This window comes from Streptomyces sp. MP131-18, from assembly GCF_001984575.1.
Lineage (GTDB): Bacteria > Actinomycetota > Actinomycetes > Streptomycetales > Streptomycetaceae > Streptomyces > Streptomyces johnsoniae.
This window is the reverse complement of record NZ_LZNS01000001.1, coordinates 714948-730828: the sequence shown is the minus strand read 5'-3', so window position 1 is coordinate 730828 and position 15881 is coordinate 714948. Positions and strand designations below refer to the sequence as shown.

Here is a 15881-nt window from a genome sequence, read left to right as displayed (position 1 = left end):
CAGGAGCCTCATGACCGCCACCGCAAAGCCGCCCGTGCCCGCCACCGGCCGGGCGCCCGCCGTGTCCATTCCCGAACTGTCCGATGGCTTCCGCTGGGGCGTGGCCACCTCCGCGTACCAGATCGAGGGCGCTGCGGACGAGGACGGCCGTACCCCGTCCATCTGGGACACCTTCTGCCGTGTGCCCGGCGCCGTCGCGGGCGGCGACAACGGCGACGTCGCCTGTGACCACTACCACCGGGTCACGGACGACGTCGACCTGATCGCCGGCCTGGGCGTGGACGCCTACCGCTTCTCGCTGGCCTGGCCCCGTATCCAGCCGGGCGGCCGGGGCCCGGCCAACCCGCGTGGCATCGCGTTCTACGACCGCCTTGTCGACACCCTCCTGGACCGCGGCGTCACCCCCTGGGTCACGCTGTACCACTGGGACCTGCCGCAGGAACTGGAGGACGCCGGGGGCTGGCCGGCCCGCGACACCGCTCACCGCTTCGCCGATTACGCGGAGCTGGCCCATGCGGCCCTCGGCGACCGGGTCGCGCACTGGACCACGCTGAACGAGCCCTGGTGCTCCGCCATGCTCGGCTACGACCAGGGCGTGCACGCCCCCGGGCGGCGCGACTTCGGCGCGGCCATGCACGCCGTGCACCACCTGCTGCTCGGCCACGGCCTGGCCGCGCAGCGGCTGCGCGCGCACGCCGCGCCCGGCCTCGAACTCGGTATCACCCTCAACCTGGGCCACGGCTCGCCCGCCACGGACTCCGCGCAGGACCGCGAGGCGGCCCGCCGCGCCGACGGCCTCGGCACCCGCATCTACCTCGACCCGCTGGTCCACGGGCGCTACCCCGAGGACGTCGTGGCGGAACTGGGGGAGCGGGGAATCACCCTGCCGGTGCGGGAGGGCGACCTGGCCGCCATCGCCACGCCGCTGGACGTGCTCGGCGTCAACTACTACTCCAGCCACCGGTTCGCCGGCACCGCGGAGGACGGCTCGGCGGTCGACGGGGAGGGCAGGCCCGTCGTGCGCGGCGTGCCGTTCGGCCGTCCCCGCACCGCCATGGACTGGGAGATCGTTCCCGAAGGGCTGACCAGCCTGCTGCTGCGGCTGCACCGGGACTACGGGCTGCCGACGGTCATCACGGAGAACGGCGCGGCCTTCGACGACACCGCCTCGGCGGACGGGGCCGTGCACGACGCGGACCGCACCGCCTACCTGGCGGACCACCTGCGGGCCGTCGCCGACGCCCGTGCGGCGGGCGCCGACGTGCGCGGCTACTTCGCGTGGTCCCTGTTCGACAACTTCGAGTGGGCCTACGGCTACGAGAAGCGCTTCGGCATCGTGCGCGTGGACTACGACACCCAGCGCAGGACGGTCAAGGACAGCGGCGCCTGGTACCGGGACACGGTGCGCCTGACGCGCGGTCACTGACCCCGGGCGGGAGCGGGGCGGTCCGGCCCGGGTGCCGGACCGCCCCGTGGCTCACTCCTTGCGCTCGCTGCGGTCCCCGCCCCACAGCGTGTGGTAGGAACCGTCCTTGTCCGTGCGCTGGTAGGTGTGGGCGCCGAAGTAGTCCCGCTGCCCCTGCACCAGCGCCGCGGGCAGCCGGCCGGCCCGCAGCGTGTCGTAGTACGCCAGCGCCGCGGAGAAGCCCGGCGCGGGAACGCCCAGCTCCGTCGCCCGGGCGACCACGTGCCGCCACGCGTTCTGCGCGGCGCGCAGCGCCTCGCCGAACGTCGGGTCGGTCAGCAGCGTCACCGGCGCCTGGCCGCCGCGGTACGCGGCGCGGATCTCGTCGAGGAACCTGGCCCTGATGATGCAGCCGCCGCGCCAGATCGCCGCGACCGAGGCGCGGTCGATGTGCCAGCCGTACTGCTCGCTGCCGGTCTGGATCAGGTGCCAGCCCTGCGCGTAGGCCACGATCTTCGAGGCGTACAGCGCCTGTTCCACGTGCTCCGTGAAGCGGGCCGCGTCGTCCGGGTGCAGCTCCGGCCGTTCGGGCCCCGGCAGGTCCGCCGCCGCGGCCCGCAGCTCGGCGTGGCCGGACACGGAGCGGGCGAAGACCGCCTCGGCGATACCGGAGACGGGCACCCCGAGGTCGAGCGCGGTCTGCACCGTCCACCGGCCGGTGCCCTTCTGCTCGGCGCGGTCGGCGACGATGTCGACGAACGGGCCGCCGGTGTCCGCGTCGGTGTGGGCCAGGACCTCGGCGGTGATCTCGATGAGGTAGGAGTCGAGCCGCCCCGTGTTCCACTTGCGGAAGATGTCGGCGATCTGCGCCGGCTCGTACCCGGCGACCTTGCGGAGCAGGTCGTACGCCTCGGCGATGAGCTGCATGTCGGCGTACTCGATGCCGTTGTGCACCATCTTGACGAAGTGTCCCGCGCCGTCCGGGCCGATGTGCGCGCAGCACGGCTCGCCGTCGACCTTCGCCGAAATGCTCTCCAGCAGGGGGCCGAGCGCCTGGTAGGACTCGGCGGAGCCGCCCGGCATGATGCTCGGGCCGTTCAGCGCGCCCTCCTCGCCGCCGGAGATGCCGCAGCCCACGAAGTGCAGGCCGCGCTCCTTCAGCGCGGCCTCGCGGCGCCTGGTGTCCTCGAAGTGGGCGTTGCCGCCGTCCATGATCATGTCGCCGGGCTCCAGCAGCTCGGCGAACTCGTCGATCACCGCGTCCGTCGCGGCGCCCGCCTTGACCATGATCACCAGTCGGCGCGGTCGCTCGAGCGCGGCCACGAACTCCTGCGCGGACTCCGCGGGAACGAAGTCCCCCTCGTGGCCGAACTCCTCGACCAGCGCCCGCGTCTTGGCGGCGGTGCGGTTGTGCACGGCAACGGTGTGCCCGTGCCTGGCGAAGTTGCGGGCGAGATTGCTGCCCATCACCGCAAGCCCGGTGACACCGATCTGTGCCTGCCGCGCCATCTCATCAACTCCTGTCGTCACATCACTGTCGTACTGCCCAACTACGGGCGGGCGGGCCGTTGTTCCAAAGAGCGCGGTGAGCGTATCCCGGCGTGGTGGGCAGTCGGTCAAAACTCCTCGTGCGTGTCGGGGTCGCCGCCGAGCCGCCGGTGCGGGCGGTCGGACACGGCCGCCATCTCCTCCGCGTCCAGCGCGAAGCCGAACACGTCGAAGTTCTCCCGCTGCCGCCCGGGGTCGCCCGACTTCGGGATGGGTACCACACCGAGCTGGACGTGCCACCGCAGCACGATCTGCGCGGGCGTGACGCCGTGCTTCTCGGCGAGCCGCCCGATGCCCGCGTCGCGCAGCAGGGTGCTGCCGCGGCCCAGCGGGCTCCAGCTCTCCGTGATGATGCCGTGCTCGGCATGGAAAGCGCGAGCCTCGTCCTGGGGAAATAGGGGGTGCAATTCGATCTGGTTCACCGCGGGCAGCACCCCCGTCTCCTCGGCGAGGCGGCGCAAGTGAACGGGCGTGAAGTTGGAGACGCCGATGGACCGCACCAGGCCGTCGTCCCGCAGCTTGATCATCGCCCGCCAGGATTCGGTGAAGGCGCCGATGCCGGGGAGCGGCCAGTGGATGAGGTACAGATCGACGTGCCCCAGCCCGAGCCGTGCCCTGGACTCCTCGAAGGAGGCCAGGGTCTCGTCGTAGCCGTGGTGGCGGCCCGGCAGCTTGGTGGTGACCACGACCTCGTCCCTGGGCAGGCCCGAGGCGGCGATGCCGCGGCCGACGCCCGTCTCGTTCCCGTAGTTCACCGCGGTGTCGATGAGCCGGTAGCCGAGGCCGAGGGCCCCGGCCACCGCCGTCTCGGCCGCGGCATCGTCCAGCGGGTAGGTGCCCAGGCCGAACGCGGGCAGGTCGTGCGAGTCGTTGAGCGTATGGGTGGGCGCTGCGGCCACTGCTCCTCCTTGGTCGGCGGGGCGCCCGCCGGGCCGGAGAACAGCGCGACCGTTCACCACGCGGCCGTTGCCCTCTCCTCCGCGGGCGCCCGTCCATTCTGTGGCCGCCGCCCCGGGGCCGCACGTCCGGTCCGGAGCCGGTCTGCTCAGCCGACCGGGATGCCCGGGTTGGTGAGGCCGTTGCCGCCGGTGACGGTGTTGTCGCCGGTGACCGTGACGGGGCAGGTCTCGGGGTCGTGGCTGGTCACGTTGATGGCGTACCGGTCGGGTCCGGCTGAGCCGGTGAGGTCGGCGTGGTTGCCGCGGAATACGGTGTGGCAGCCCCAGCCGGCCTGCACTTCGTGCGTCTGGAAGCCGTCGTTGGTGGTGTGGACGCCGGTGTTGCCCTCGACCAGCACGTGATTGCCCTTGATGTCGACCCAGGAGTCGTCGTAGTTGGCGCCGGTCAGGCCGCTGCCGTCGAAGGTGTTGCCGATGATGCGGGCGCCGGTGGTGCCCTCCTTGATGTCGATGTTCTCGCCGCCGATGCCGGGACCGAGGGTGTTGCCGCGGATGAGGACGTGGTCGCTGTGGTCGTCGGTGCCGCCCGCGCTGCCGACGTAGACGCCCTCGCCCATGCCGCGGCCGTCGTTGCCGGTGTCGTGGATGGTGGAGTCGGTGAGCGAGCCGTGGGAGCTGGAGTTGCGGAAGTGGACGGCCTCCATGGTCAGGCCGTGAACGGTGACGGCGTCGATGTGGACGTGGTCGGCCGCGTCGGTGACGATGCCCTTCTGCCCGCCGGTGACGGTGAAGCCGGACAGATTCCAGTACGAGGCGCCGTCGAGGTGCAGGCCGTACCCGCCGCGCGCGGTCAGCACGGCGCCGGACGAGCCGGTGAGGGTGATGGGGGCGCCCTCCGTGCCGCTGGTGGTGGCGTCGAAGTTGCCCTGGTAGGTGCCGTCGGCCAGGCGGATGGTGTCGCCGGGGGCGGCGTCGGCCAGGGCCTGCGCCAGCTCGTCGGCATCCGTGACGTCGAGGACCGCCGTCGCGGCACGGTCCGCCGCCTGCACGGTGCCGCCGGTGGCCGCGGCGGTCAGCAGGACGGCGGCGAGCAGCGCGGGGCTGCGCGGTGCGGACATGGGACTCCCGGTGGTCGTCGCCCGTGGCCGGGCGGATGGCGGTCGAAGGGCGCCGCCGAGGCACGGCGCCTGCTCCAGGTATACGAGCGCGGCCGCGTTCCGTGAATACCTTCGTTGTGCGGTTTGCGAGGTTTTCGTCTGGTTTGCGGTGGTAACCCGGCTCCGGAACAGGGAGGCACACCCGCATCCCGGAGAAGGAGAGATCCATGAGTGAGTCTGCGCATGTGGACACGCACCGTGCCCAGCAGAGCGGAGACGGGTCCCGGGGGTTCACCGACACCGCGCGGGAGCAGACCCGGGCCGTGACGGACCAGGCCAGGAGCCAGGCGCGGACCACCGCCCACGACCTGCGCGGCCGCGTCACGGACGAGGCCGACACCCAGACGCACCGCACCGCGGGCGCCGTCCGGCAGTGGGCCGACGACATGGCGGGCCTGGCCCGGAACGCCCCCGCCGACTCGCCGGCCCAAAGCCTGGTGGCGCAGGCCGCCGACCAGGGCCACCGCGCCGCCGACTACCTCGACCGGCACGGCTTCGGCGGGCTCGTCGAGGACGTGCAGGGCTTCGCCCGGCGCCGGCCCGCCGCCTTCCTCGGCGGCGCCGCGCTGGCGGGGCTCGCCATCGGGCGGCTGGTCAAGGCCGGCCGCGCCGAGGCCGACGGGCACGGGTCCGACGGGCACGGGGCCGACGAGACCGAGCAGCGGGAGGTGTGACATGACGCTGACGTCACGGGAACCGCGACAGGCGGAAACCGCCGCGGAACGGGACGGGTCCATCGGCGGCGCGATCTCCGAGGTCACCGCGGACGCCCAGCGGCTCTTCCGCCAGGAAGTCGAACTCGCCAAGGCCGAGGTCCGCCAGGAGGTCGGCAAGGCGGGGAAGGCCGCGGGCATGTTCGGCGGCGCGGGATTCGCCGGCTACATGGTCGCCTTCTTCCTCTCCCTGGCCCTGATGTTCGGCCTGGCCAACGTGGTCGACGCCGGGTGGGCCGGACTGATCGTCGCCGGGGTGTGGGCGGTCGCGGGCGCCGTCCTGTTCGTCGCGGGGCGCGCCCGCATGAAGAGCGTGTCCCCCGCACCCGAACAGACCGTGGAAACCCTCAAGGAGGACGCACGATGGGCACGTCACCCGACCGCATAAGGGCCGACATCGAGGCCACCAGGAACAAACTGGCCGGCGACCTGGACCGGCTCGCGGACCGGGCCAGCCCGCGCCGCATGGCGCAGCGCCGGGGCGCACGCGTGCGCGACACCGCCTCAGGACTGCGCGAGCGCATCGCGGGCTCGGCCTCCGGAAGCATCGGCGGGGCCAGGGAACGCGGCAGCCGGGCCGCCAGGTCCACCCGCGACACCGCGGCCCAGGCCGGCGGCGGCGCGGGCCGCGCCCCGCAGGAGGCCGCGCGCCGCACGCGGGGCAACCCGCTGGCCGCCGGGGCGGTCGCCTTCGGCGCCGGGTTGATGGCCGCCTCGCTCGCGCCGGCGAGCCGCCAGGAGCAGCAGGCCGCCGAACGGCTGTCCGAACGTGCCGGGCCGGTGCGGGACGCCGCGTTCGAATCCGCTCGCCATGTGCGCGCCGACGGCGGTGACACGGTGCGGCAGGCCGCGCAGAGCCTGAAGGACTCCGCGGCCGGCACCGTCAGGAACCGCTGAGCGACCCGGTCCGGCCTCGGCGGGCGGCGCACCGGCCGCCCGCCGAGGCCGGCCGCGACCCCGCCGCCCGCCGGGCGCCGCCCGTTCGCCCGCGGCGGCCCGCCGCACCGGGGCACCGCCGCCCGGACGGGCGGCGACCTGGCGCAGACTGGACCCCATGGAGCTGCACATCACCGCCACCGACCCCGCCCACCCCGCAACCCTCCTGGACCTGCCGTGGGACGTCCCGCTGGCGGAGTGGCCGGAGAAGCACCTCGTCGCCCTGCCGCGCGGCATCTCCCGCCACGTGGTCCGCTTCGCCAGGGCGGGCAGCGAGGTGGTGGCGGTGAAGGAGGTCGGCGAGTGGGCGGCCGTCCGCGAATACGCCCTGCTGCGGGACCTGGACCGGCTGGCCGTGCCGTCCGTCGACCCGGTCGCGGTGGTCACCGGCAGAACCGGCGCCCACGGCGAGCCGCTCGAACCCGTGCTGATCACCCGGCAGCTCAAGGGCTCCCTGCCCTACCGCTCGATGTTCGAGACGACGATGCGCCCCACCACCATCAAACGGCTCCTCGACGCGCTCGCCGTCCTCCTCGTGCGGCTCCACCTCAGCGGCTTCGCCTGGGGCGACTGCTCCCTGTCCAACACCCTCTTCCGACGCGACGCCGGCGCCTACGCCGCCTACCTCGTCGACGCCGAGACCGGCCAGATCCAGCCCCGGCTGACCCGCGGCCAGCGCGACTACGACCTGGAGGTGGCCCAGGTCAACATCGTCGGCGAGCTGATGGACCTGGAGGCCGGCGGCTCCCTGCACCCCTCGGTCGACCCGGTGCCGTTCGGCCAGGAAATCGTCGAACGCTACGGCGACCTGTGGCACGAGCTGACCCGCACCTCCATCTACCCCAAGGACAAGCGGCACTACATCGACCGCCGCATCCGCCGCCTGAACGAACTGGGCTTCGACGTCGCGGAGATGCAGATTCAGCGTTCCCCCGACGGCGACCACGTCACCTTCCTCCCCAAGGTCGTCGACGCCGGCCACCACCAGCGCCAACTGCTGCGCCTCACCGGCCTCGACGCCGAGGAGAACCAGGCCAGGAGCCTGCTCAACGACCTGGAGACGTGGATGGCCGGCCAGGAGGACTACGCCCCGGGCGACCCGCTCGGCGCCCGCCCCGAAGTGCTCGCCCACCGCTGGGTCCGCGACGTCTTCCGGCCCGCCGTGCGCGCGGTGCCCCTCGACCTGCGGGACGGCGCCGACACCGCGCAGATCTACCACGAGCTGCTGGAGCACCGCTGGTACCTCTCGGAGCGCGCGCAGCGCGACGTCGGCCTGGAGACCACCGCGCAGGACTACATAGAGACCATCCTCCGTCCCCGCGCGGAGGCGGCGGCCCGCGACGTAACGTGAGCGCATGCCTGAATTGCCTGATGTGGAGGGTTTCCGGCGCGTTCTCGATGAGTGCGGCCGCGGGCGGCGCATCGCGCACGTCGGCATCGCCGACGCCTCGGTCCTGCACGACGTGACCGCGCCCCGGCTGCGCAAGGCCCTCAAGGGCCGCCGCCTGGCCGAGCCGGAACGCCGCGGCAAATGGCTCGTCGCCCGCACCGAAGGACCCACGGCCCTGATGCACTTCGGCATGACCGGGCGCCTGGTCTGCCAGCACCCCGACGACCTGCCCGACCGCCACGACCGCGTCACGTTCGGCCTCGACGACCGGCACGAGCTGCGCTACCGCGACCAGCGCAAGCTCAAGGGGATCTGGCTCGCCGCCACCGAGGACGACATCGGCCGGGTCATCGGCGAGCAGGGGCCCGACGCGCTGCACGTCACCCGCGCGCAGCTCGACGAGCTGCTCACCGGGCGCCGCGCCCGCGTCAAATCCGTCCTGACCGACCAGACGGCCCTCGCCGGGCTCGGCAACCTCCTCGCCGACGAGATCCTGTGGCGCGCCCACATCCGCCCCGCCCGCCCGGCCGGCGACCTCGGCGCCGCGGAGCGCCGCCGACTGGCCGAGGCCATGCGGCAGGTGCTCAGGACGTCCGTGCGGGCCGGCCGCGTCCCGCCGCGGCAGGACTGGCTCACCGGCCACCGCGACGCGGACGAGCCCCGCTGCCCCCGTTCCCACGGGCCACTGCACCGCGACCGCGTCGGCGGGCGCGGCACCGTGTGGTGCCCCGTCTGCCAGCGCGACCCCGACTGAACGGTCCCTTTGAGGTCGCGGCGGCCCGCCCAGGCACGGATAGTGGAGGTGTCCTTGCGGAAGGGAGCCAGGCTCATGGGCGACGCCATCCTGACGGAAGGGCTGTCCAAGCGGTTCGGCGACACCACCGCGCTGGCCGGTGTCGACCTCCGCGTCCCCGCCGGTACCGTGTTCGCTCTCCTCGGCCCCAACGGGGCGGGCAAGACCACCGTCGTGCGCGTCCTCGCCACTCTTCTGTGCCCGGACGCCGGACGCGCCGAGGTCGGCGGCCACGACGTGCTGCGCGAGGCCCACCGGGTGCGGCAGCTCATCGGCCTCACCGGCCAGTACGCCTCCGTCGACACGCGGCTCACCGGGATGGAGAACCTCCAGCTCATCGGCCGCCTGCTCGGCATGCCCCGGCGCGAGGCCAGGCACCGCGCCCGCGAACTGCTCGACCAGTTCGGACTCGCCGACGCCGGGGGCAACGCGGTCGGCACCTTCTCCGGCGGCATGCGCCGCCGCCTCGACCTGGCCGCCAGTCTGGTCGGCCGCCCGCCCGTCCTCTTCCTCGACGAGCCGACCACCGGCCTCGACCCCCGCGCCCGCAGCGAGCTGTGGGACCTCATCCGCCGGCTGGTGTCCACCGGTGCCACGGCGCTGCTCACCACGCAGTACCTGGACGAGGCCGACGCACTCGCCGACGAGGTGGTCGTGATCGACCACGGCGAGGTCGTCGCCACCGGCACCTCCGAGGAGCTCAAGTCGCGCGTCGGCGCCCGCACCCTCGCCGTCCGGCCCGCCGACCCCGCCCGCGTGCAGGACGCCCGCGCCGCCGTCGCGGACCTGACCGGGGCGGCCCCCGACGTCAAGGACGACCTGATCACCGCGCCGGTCGGCGACGCCGCGCTCCTGCCGGCCGTCGTGCGCAGACTCGACGACGAGGGGGTCCTGGTCGCCGAACTGACGCTGCGCGGCTCCAGCCTCGCCGAGGTCTTCTTCACCCTCACCGGCCGCCCGGCCGAGGACGGGGCGGGCGGCGGGCAGGCGGGCGCCGCATGACCGGTCCTGGGAACGGAACCGCCACCGCCCCGCGCGTCACCCTCGCCCAGGGCGTGCGGCAGAGCCTGACGCTGGCCTGGCGCACCCTGGTCCAGGTCAGGCACAACCCGTTCGAACTGACCGACTTCAGCATTCAGCCGATCATGTTCGTGCTGCTCTTCACCTACGTGTTCGGCGGCGCGGTCGCCGGCTCCACCGACGCGTACCTGAAGTTCATGCTGCCGGGGTTGATCGTGATGAACATGCTGTTCGTCACCCTCTACGTCGGACAGGGCCTCAACACCGACGTCACCAAGGGCGTCTTCGACCGCCTGCGCTCACTGCCCATCGCCCGCTGGGCCCCGCTGGCCGGCCGTATCGCCGCGGACCAGGTGAAGCAGGCCTGGTCGATCGTGCTGGTGCTGGCGGTCGGGCTGATCCTCGGCTTCCGCCTCGGCTCGCCCGGCGTCCCCGGCGTGATCGGGGCGGCCGTCCTGCTGCTGGCGTTCGCCCTCGCCTTCTCCTGGGTCGCGGTGCTGGTCGGCCTGCTCGCCAAGGACGCGGAACGGGTCCAGATCTTCGGCTTCACCAGCCTGTTCCCGCTCACTTTCGTCAGCAACGTGTTCGTGCCCGTCGACTCCATGCCGGGCTGGCTCCAGGGCTTCGTCAACATCAACCCCGTCAGCAAACTGGCCGACGCCTGCCGCGGACTGATGCTCGGCGGCGAGGTCGCCGAGCCCGTGATCGCCTCCCTCGCCTGGGCCCTCGGCATCGCCGCCGTCTTCGCGCCGCTGTCCGTGCGCGTCTTCAAGCGGAAGATCTGAGCCCGCCCTACCAGCGACCGTGCACCAGGTGCCGGATACGCGTGTCGTACACCGCCCCGATCGCCCTCAGCGTGGCCTCGGACAGCGGCGGCAGCGCCGCCGCCACGTTCGCCCGCACCTGCTCCGGCGAGCGCGCCCCCGGGATCACCGTCGTCACCCCCGGCTGCTGGACCACCCACCGCAGCGCCGTCTGGGCCGGCGTCGCGCCCTCGGGCGCCAGCCCGGCGAACTCGGCCGCCGCCGCGACCCCGGCGGCGAAGTCGACCCCGGAGAACGTCTCGCCCCGGTCGAACGCCTCGCCCTGCCGGTTGAAGGTGCGGTGGTCGTCCGCGGGGAACACCGTGTCCGCCGTGTACCGGCCCGACAGCAGCCCGGACGCCAGCGGCACCCGCGCGATGATGCCCACTCCGGCCTCGCGCGCCGCGGGCAGCACCCGCTCCAGCGGCTTGCGGCGGAACGGATTCAGGATGATCTGAACGCTCACCGTGCCGGGGCGCGCAATCGCCGCCAGCGCCTCCTCACACGTCTCCACGCTCACCCCGTAGCCCGCGATCCGCTGCTCGGCCACCAGCGTGTCCAGCGCGTCGAAGACGGCGTCCGAGGAGAACACGGGCGTCGGCGGACAGTGCAGCTGCACCAGGTCCAGGGTGTCCACGCCCAGGTTGGTGCGCGAGCGGTCCGTCCACGCCCGGAAGTTGTCCAGCACGTAGTTCTCCGGAAGCTGCGGCAGCCGGCGGCCCATCTTGGTGGCCACCGTGATCCCCGCACCGGGCGAGGCCCGCAGGAAGGCCTCGATCAGCCGCTCGCTGCGCCCGTCCCCGTACACGTCGGCGGTGTCGAAGAACGTCACACCCGCCTCGGCCGCCGCCTCCAGGACGGACATCGCCGCCCGCTCCGGCACGTCCCCCCAGTCCGCGCCCAGCTGCCACGTGCCCAGGCCCACGACCGACACCGGCCGTCCCGACTTCCCGAGTATCCGCTGCTCCATGCGCCGCATTCTGCCTCAACCGGACGACGGGCCGCTCGCCCCGGGCGTCCCCCGGGAAATCCCGATACTGAGTTGGGCCCCAAGCTCCTGGAAGCCCAGTGCGGCCGCGACGCGCCGAGACGCGGGAACCCGGGCCCGCCACTGCGGCAGGAGCCCGGCCGCGAGCGCGTGCGCGACCGCCGCCGAACCTGTCAGCCGGGCCAGCCCCCGCCCCCGCCACTCCCGTCCGGTCAGCACGCTGACATGGGCCGCCAGGCCCGGCCAGAGCTGGTAGCCGGCAGCCGCGACCACCTGACCGCCCTCCCTGACCGCGAACGCCGGCGAGGTGATCCCGTCCAACCCGGCCTCACCCGCCTCCTCCTCGCCCACGGACGCCGCCAGGTCCCGCAGATCCGCGTGGCCGCCGGGCAGTCGTTCGACGGTCGGCACACCGGCCTCCGCGGGCCGGAAGTGCACGGGCGACACATACGCCAACGCCGCAGGACCGAGCAGACCGGCCACCGGCAGCACCTGGCGGACCACGTCCGCGTCCACGACTGCCTCCGGGGGCAAAGGAGCCAGGCCGTCACGAACGAGGACGGCCGTCCTCCCGTCCGGCGCCGTCGCGATCGCCGATCCGCCCAGAGCGACCACCCCGACCCAGCCGGGCGGGCACATGCCCGATTCCGGTGAGACGACCACGTTCAGCCCTCCGACCGGGCCGAAAGAGACCGGCACTCCTGCCCACCCTGTCCACAGGGCGCGGGCCGCGGAGAGCAGCGGATCAATCGGCATGCCCCGACCCTGGCAGTCCCCGCATGCCGTCGGCAAAGGAAATTCGGAGTCAGGCGATGGCGTCGCAGAGCACGTTGTCCATCAGGCGCATGGTCGCCGTCACGCCGCGGGTGATCTGCTCGGGGCCACCCGTGCCGGTGTGGTGGACCACGACGGCCGTGCGGCCGTCCTCCGTGCACGAAAGGTAGGTCTGGCTGCCCGCGCCCTGGCCCGCCGGGGTCCACACATGGCTGCCGCACGGCAGGGTCCGGCGCACCATGCCCAGGCCGTAGCGGCCCTCCGGCAACATCTGTGCCATCTCGCCCGCGAGGGGAACGGAGCGCAGCATCGCCCGCAGCTGGGGCGGGGGCAGCAGCTCGCCGCGGAACAGGGCGGTCGTGAAGCGGTCCAGGTCGCCGGGGCTGGTGATGATCTCGGCGGAGGCGCCGTAGAAGGTCATGTTCCGCATCGTGGTGTCGGTCCACTCGGCGCGGTTCTCCGGGAACCGCTTGTACGTGCGGGCGTGCGGCGCCGGCAGTGCCGTGTCGTCGGCGGGCGCGTAGGTGCGGCGCAGGCCGAGGGGGCGCGCGATGCGCCGGTGCAGCTCCCTGCGCCAGCCGCGGCCGGTGACCGCCTCGACGACCATGCCGGCGACGACGAAGTTGGTGTTGGAGTACTCGAAGTCGGGTTCGGGGTCGTCCGGGTCGGCCGGGGGGAAGCTGGGCGGCTCCGCCAGCGCCATGGCGACCAGCTCCACGGGTTCGTAGTGGCGTTCCCTGTGACGCCGGAACGCCTCCCCGGTCTGGTCGAAGTCGATGAGCTGGGTGTGGTTGGGCAGCCCGCTGGTGTTCTGGAGCAGGTTCCGCAGGGTGATCGCGTCGCCGTCGTAGCCGTTGCCGGAGATCAGGCCCGGCAGCCAGTGCGACACGGGGTCACCGAGGGACAGGCGCCCTTCGGCCTCCAGCAGGAGGACCAGCGTGGCGACGAATGTCTTGGTGACGCTGTTGCCGCGCACATAGCCGTCGTACGGCGCCGGCTCGCCGGTTACCAGGTCGGCGACGCCCGAGCGGGCGCGGGCGCGGTGCCGGCCGTCGCGCAGGTGGGCCACGAGGCTGACGAAGCTGCCGTCGGCCTGGGCCCGCTCCACCTCGCGCCGCAGCGCGTCCGTGCCGGCGGCGGCCGGGGCCGCCTGCGCCGTGGTCGCCGTGGTCGCCGCGGATGCTGCGGATGCTGCGGTCAAGGACACCGGGGCGGTGGCCAGGGCGGCCAGGCCTGCGCCGACGACGGCGCGACGGCGGTGATGCTGTGACGGTGTGTCCATGCGGGGGACCTCTCTCGGTGGTCTGCGGTGTGTGGTGTGCGGTAACCCACCGTCGTCGAGCACGCGGTCACCCGGCAATCGGGCCAACCCCCGTCCGGCCCTGCGGCTGTCACCCGGTCCAGGCGACCGGCGGGCCGTTTCGTTCCCGGTCGGAGGGGAACTCGGCGGCATGGCCTTCTTCCAGAGACTGCCCAGTAGCTCATCCGCCGTCCGCGCCCTGCTGCCCGACCGCGAACGGCCAGGGCGGGTGCTGTCCGCCATGGACACCGTGGAGTCGACCCGGTGGGCCGACCCGCTGATCCGGGTGCTGCGGGGCGCCGTGCACACGATCCCCGCCGGGGCCCGCGACGTCCTGCACGGCACCTGGCTCGGCCATCCGGTGCACCCGCTGATGGTGCAGGTGCCGATGGGCACCTGGCTGTCCGCGGCCGTGCTCGACCTCGCGCCGGGGCGCCGGCGCGGTGCGGGCGCGCTCGTTGCCGTCGGCCTGGCCACCGCGGCCCCCGCCGCGGTCGCGGGCTGGGCCGACTGGGCGGACCTGCGCAAGCCCCAGATGCGCGTCGGCCTGGTGCACGCCGCCGCCAACTCGGCAGCCGTCGCCCTCTACGCCGCGTCGCTGACCGCGCGCCTCCGCGGCCGCCGCATGGCGGGCCGCGGGCTCGGCTTCGCCGGGCTGGCCGTCGTCAGCCTCGGCGGCGCCGTCGGCGGGCACCTCGCCTACCGGCAGGCCGCGGGCGTCAACCACGCCGAGCCGGTGCCCGACCTGGTGGAGCCGGGCTGGCACCGCCTCGGGGACCTCGGCGAGTTCCCGGTCGGGCGGCCCGTCCAGCGCACCGTCGGCGACGTACCGGTGCTGGTGGTGCGCGAGACCGACTCCGTCGTACGGGTCCTCGCCGACCGGTGCAGCCACCAGGCCGGGCCGCTGTCCCAGGGCGAGGTCGAGGACGGCTGCGTGCGCTGCCCCTGGCACGGCAGCGTGTTCCGGCTCGCGGACGGCTGGCACGTGGGCGGCCCGGCCACCGCCCCGCAGCCGGCGTTCGAGACCCGGATAACGGACGGCCGCGTCGCGGTCCGCCTGCCCGGGACCGCGGCACAGAGCTGACCGGACACCGGGCCGGCCGACGTCCCGCCTCCTGGTGCCCGGTAACGATGACGACTTGCCGGCCCTGTCTCCGTCGCGGTCTCCGTTGCGGTCTCCGTCGAGGGCGACGGGGGGTGCCGACAACTGGCAGAGGAAGTCAGGCAGGTGTGTGAACCCGGTTCAGGAAGTCCCGGACCAGGGGGACGACCTCGGCCAGGTGCGTTTCCAGCAGCCAGTGTCCGCCGTTGAGCAGGTGCAACTCGGCCCCGGGGAGGTCGCGGTGGTAGGCGCGGGCGGCGCCTTCGGGCATGTAGCCGTCGTTCGGGCCCCATACGATCAGGGTCGGCGGCTGGTGTTCGCGCAGGTACGCCTGTTGCCGGGGGAACCAGGCCAGCGTCGTGGGCTGGTCCTCCAGCAGCCGGACGAGGTTGGCCACCCGGGCGGGGTCGGACATCAGGGACCAGTGAAGGGTCCACAGGTCCGGGGGAACGCGGTCGGCCACCTCGGCCGGGAGTTCGCCGGCGAACTCGTCGCGGAATCCGTCGAGGCTCACGTGCTGGGCGATGCCTCGCCTCGACTCCGGGCCGGGATTGGTCCAGAACCTCCGCAGTCCGTCGTACTTCGGTCCGAACTCGTCCTCATAGATGTCGCCGTTCTGGATGATCAGGCCGGCCACTCGCGCGGGCTCGCGCATCGCGAGCCTGAATCCGAACTGTGAACCGTAGTCGTGGAGCCAGATGACGTACCGGTCCAGTCTCATCTCCTGGGCGAAAGCGAACAGGAAGTCCGCGTAGGCGTCGAAGGTGTAGTCGAAATCGTCCGGTGCGGGTGTCCCGCTGTAGCCGAAGCCGGGCAGGTCCGGGGCGATCAGGCGCCACCGGTCCGCGAGGGCGGTCAGCAGGTGCCGGTAGACGAAGGACGACCCGGGATAGCCGTGCGGAAGCAGCAGCACCGGGGCGTCGGGGTGTCCCGCCTCGCGGTAGAAGATCTCGATGCCGTCGATGTCCACGGTGCGGTGCGAAGCGGGTCCGGGTCCGGGGCCAAATGGCATGAGTTCCCCCTCTTTCGGGACCGTCCGGGCATTCACCGTAG

The 15881-nt window shown here is 73.3% G+C and carries 16 protein-coding genes; 9 read left to right on the top strand and 7 right to left on the bottom strand.

Features of this window, described 5'->3' with window-relative positions:
* The first annotated feature begins 10 nt into the window (after positions 1 to 10).
* Entirely contained in the window at positions 11 to 1426 is a 1416-nt protein-coding gene (locus tag STBA_RS03185) for a GH1 family beta-glucosidase (protein WP_077057768.1), read from the top strand.
* A 51-nt stretch (positions 1427 to 1477) separates the two neighbouring features.
* Here STBA_RS03185 and gndA read toward each other — a convergent pair whose 3' ends face one another.
* The 3 genes from gndA to STBA_RS03170 form a co-directional block, all read right to left on the bottom strand.
* On the bottom strand, positions 1478 to 2914 hold the full coding sequence (gndA, locus tag STBA_RS03180) for an NADP-dependent phosphogluconate dehydrogenase (RefSeq protein WP_077057767.1): 1437 nt from the start codon (positions 2912 to 2914) through the stop codon (positions 1478 to 1480).
* Between the two features lie 107 nt (positions 2915 to 3021).
* Positions 3022 to 3852, bottom strand: coding sequence for an aldo/keto reductase (locus tag STBA_RS03175; RefSeq protein ID WP_077057766.1), 831 nt, complete (start codon positions 3850 to 3852; stop codon positions 3022 to 3024).
* A 146-nt stretch (positions 3853 to 3998) separates the two neighbouring features.
* Entirely contained in the window at positions 3999 to 4970 is a 972-nt protein-coding gene (locus tag STBA_RS03170) for a right-handed parallel beta-helix repeat-containing protein (protein ID WP_077057765.1), read from the bottom strand.
* Positions 4971 to 5176: 206 nt separating this feature from the next.
* Between STBA_RS03170 and STBA_RS03165 the strand changes: the two genes are divergently transcribed.
* The 7 genes from STBA_RS03165 to STBA_RS03135 all read left to right on the top strand — a co-directional run bounded on the left by STBA_RS03165 (position 5177) and on the right by STBA_RS03135 (position 10646).
* Positions 5177 to 5683, top strand: a complete 507-nt coding sequence (locus STBA_RS03165; protein WP_143659415.1) for a hypothetical protein — start codon at positions 5177 to 5179, stop codon at positions 5681 to 5683.
* A gap of 1 nt (position 5684) precedes the next feature.
* Positions 5685 to 6110 (top strand): phage holin family protein, encoded by a 426-nt coding sequence (locus STBA_RS03160; RefSeq protein WP_077057763.1) that lies wholly within the window; start codon positions 5685 to 5687, stop codon positions 6108 to 6110.
* Positions 6086 to 6619: a DUF3618 domain-containing protein gene (locus STBA_RS03155; protein ID WP_077057762.1), complete on the top strand. Its 534-nt coding sequence runs from the start codon at positions 6086 to 6088 to the stop codon at positions 6617 to 6619. The genes STBA_RS03160 and STBA_RS03155 overlap by 25 nt, the downstream gene beginning before the upstream one ends.
* A gap of 157 nt (positions 6620 to 6776) precedes the next feature.
* The gene (locus STBA_RS03150; protein ID WP_077057761.1) at positions 6777 to 8009 is read left to right on the top strand and encodes a DUF4032 domain-containing protein; all 1233 of its coding nucleotides are present in this window, start codon (positions 6777 to 6779) and stop codon (positions 8007 to 8009) included.
* A 4-nt stretch (positions 8010 to 8013) separates the two neighbouring features.
* Positions 8014 to 8802: a DNA-formamidopyrimidine glycosylase family protein gene (locus STBA_RS03145; protein ID WP_077057760.1), complete on the top strand. Its 789-nt coding sequence runs from the start codon at positions 8014 to 8016 to the stop codon at positions 8800 to 8802.
* 75 nt (positions 8803 to 8877) lie between these two features.
* On the top strand, positions 8878 to 9843 hold the full coding sequence (locus STBA_RS03140; protein WP_077057759.1) for an ATP-binding cassette domain-containing protein: 966 nt from the start codon (positions 8878 to 8880) through the stop codon (positions 9841 to 9843).
* Complete coding sequence (locus tag STBA_RS03135; RefSeq protein ID WP_077057758.1) at positions 9840 to 10646, top strand: ABC transporter permease; 807 nt, start codon at positions 9840 to 9842, stop codon at positions 10644 to 10646. The genes STBA_RS03140 and STBA_RS03135 overlap by 4 nt, the downstream gene beginning before the upstream one ends.
* 7 nt (positions 10647 to 10653) lie before the next feature.
* Here STBA_RS03135 and STBA_RS03130 read toward each other — a convergent pair whose 3' ends face one another.
* The 3 genes from STBA_RS03130 to STBA_RS03120 are packed head-to-tail and all read right to left on the bottom strand — an operon-like array spanning position 10654 to position 13708.
* Positions 10654 to 11634, bottom strand: coding sequence for an aldo/keto reductase (locus STBA_RS03130; protein WP_077063074.1), 981 nt, complete (start codon positions 11632 to 11634; stop codon positions 10654 to 10656).
* A gap of 15 nt (positions 11635 to 11649) precedes the next feature.
* Positions 11650 to 12408 (bottom strand): GNAT family N-acetyltransferase, encoded by a 759-nt coding sequence (locus STBA_RS03125; protein WP_077057757.1) that lies wholly within the window; start codon positions 12406 to 12408, stop codon positions 11650 to 11652.
* A gap of 49 nt (positions 12409 to 12457) precedes the next feature.
* Positions 12458 to 13708, bottom strand: coding sequence for a serine hydrolase domain-containing protein (locus tag STBA_RS03120; RefSeq protein ID WP_077057756.1), 1251 nt, complete (start codon positions 13706 to 13708; stop codon positions 12458 to 12460).
* Between the two features lie 169 nt (positions 13709 to 13877).
* On the opposite strand from STBA_RS03120, the gene STBA_RS03115 reads away from it, so the two are divergent.
* Entirely contained in the window at positions 13878 to 14810 is a 933-nt protein-coding gene (locus STBA_RS03115) for a Rieske (2Fe-2S) protein (protein ID WP_077057755.1), read from the top strand.
* Between the two features lie 136 nt (positions 14811 to 14946).
* Here STBA_RS03115 and STBA_RS03110 read toward each other — a convergent pair whose 3' ends face one another.
* Positions 14947 to 15840, bottom strand: a complete 894-nt coding sequence (locus STBA_RS03110; protein ID WP_077057754.1) for an alpha/beta hydrolase — start codon at positions 15838 to 15840, stop codon at positions 14947 to 14949.
* Between the last annotated feature and the right edge of the window lie 41 nt (positions 15841 to 15881).

Coding starts and splice junctions, on each gene's coding strand:
- STBA_RS03115 (WP_077057755.1), top strand. CDS start 13,878: ATGGCCTTCTTCCAGAGACTGCCCAGTAGCTCATCCGCCGTCCGCGCC.
- gndA (WP_077057767.1), bottom strand. CDS start 2,914: ATGGCGCGGCAGGCACAGATCGGTGTCACCGGGCTTGCGGTGATGGGC.
- STBA_RS03145 (WP_077057760.1), top strand. CDS start 8,014: ATGCCTGAATTGCCTGATGTGGAGGGTTTCCGGCGCGTTCTCGATGAG.
- STBA_RS03135 (WP_077057758.1), top strand. CDS start 9,840: ATGACCGGTCCTGGGAACGGAACCGCCACCGCCCCGCGCGTCACCCTC.
- STBA_RS03155 (WP_077057762.1), top strand. CDS start 6,086: ATGGGCACGTCACCCGACCGCATAAGGGCCGACATCGAGGCCACCAGG.
- STBA_RS03150 (WP_077057761.1), top strand. CDS start 6,777: ATGGAGCTGCACATCACCGCCACCGACCCCGCCCACCCCGCAACCCTC.
- STBA_RS03160 (WP_077057763.1), top strand. CDS start 5,685: ATGACGCTGACGTCACGGGAACCGCGACAGGCGGAAACCGCCGCGGAA.
- STBA_RS03185 (WP_077057768.1), top strand. CDS start 11: ATGACCGCCACCGCAAAGCCGCCCGTGCCCGCCACCGGCCGGGCGCCC.
- STBA_RS03165 (WP_143659415.1), top strand. CDS start 5,177: ATGAGTGAGTCTGCGCATGTGGACACGCACCGTGCCCAGCAGAGCGGA.
- STBA_RS03140 (WP_077057759.1), top strand. CDS start 8,878: ATGGGCGACGCCATCCTGACGGAAGGGCTGTCCAAGCGGTTCGGCGAC.
- STBA_RS03130 (WP_077063074.1), bottom strand. CDS start 11,634: ATGGAGCAGCGGATACTCGGGAAGTCGGGACGGCCGGTGTCGGTCGTG.
- STBA_RS03120 (WP_077057756.1), bottom strand. CDS start 13,708: ATGGACACACCGTCACAGCATCACCGCCGTCGCGCCGTCGTCGGCGCA.
- STBA_RS03170 (WP_077057765.1), bottom strand. CDS start 4,970: ATGTCCGCACCGCGCAGCCCCGCGCTGCTCGCCGCCGTCCTGCTGACC.
- STBA_RS03110 (WP_077057754.1), bottom strand. CDS start 15,840: ATGCCATTTGGCCCCGGACCCGGACCCGCTTCGCACCGCACCGTGGAC.
- STBA_RS03125 (WP_077057757.1), bottom strand. CDS start 12,408: ATGCCGATTGATCCGCTGCTCTCCGCGGCCCGCGCCCTGTGGACAGGG.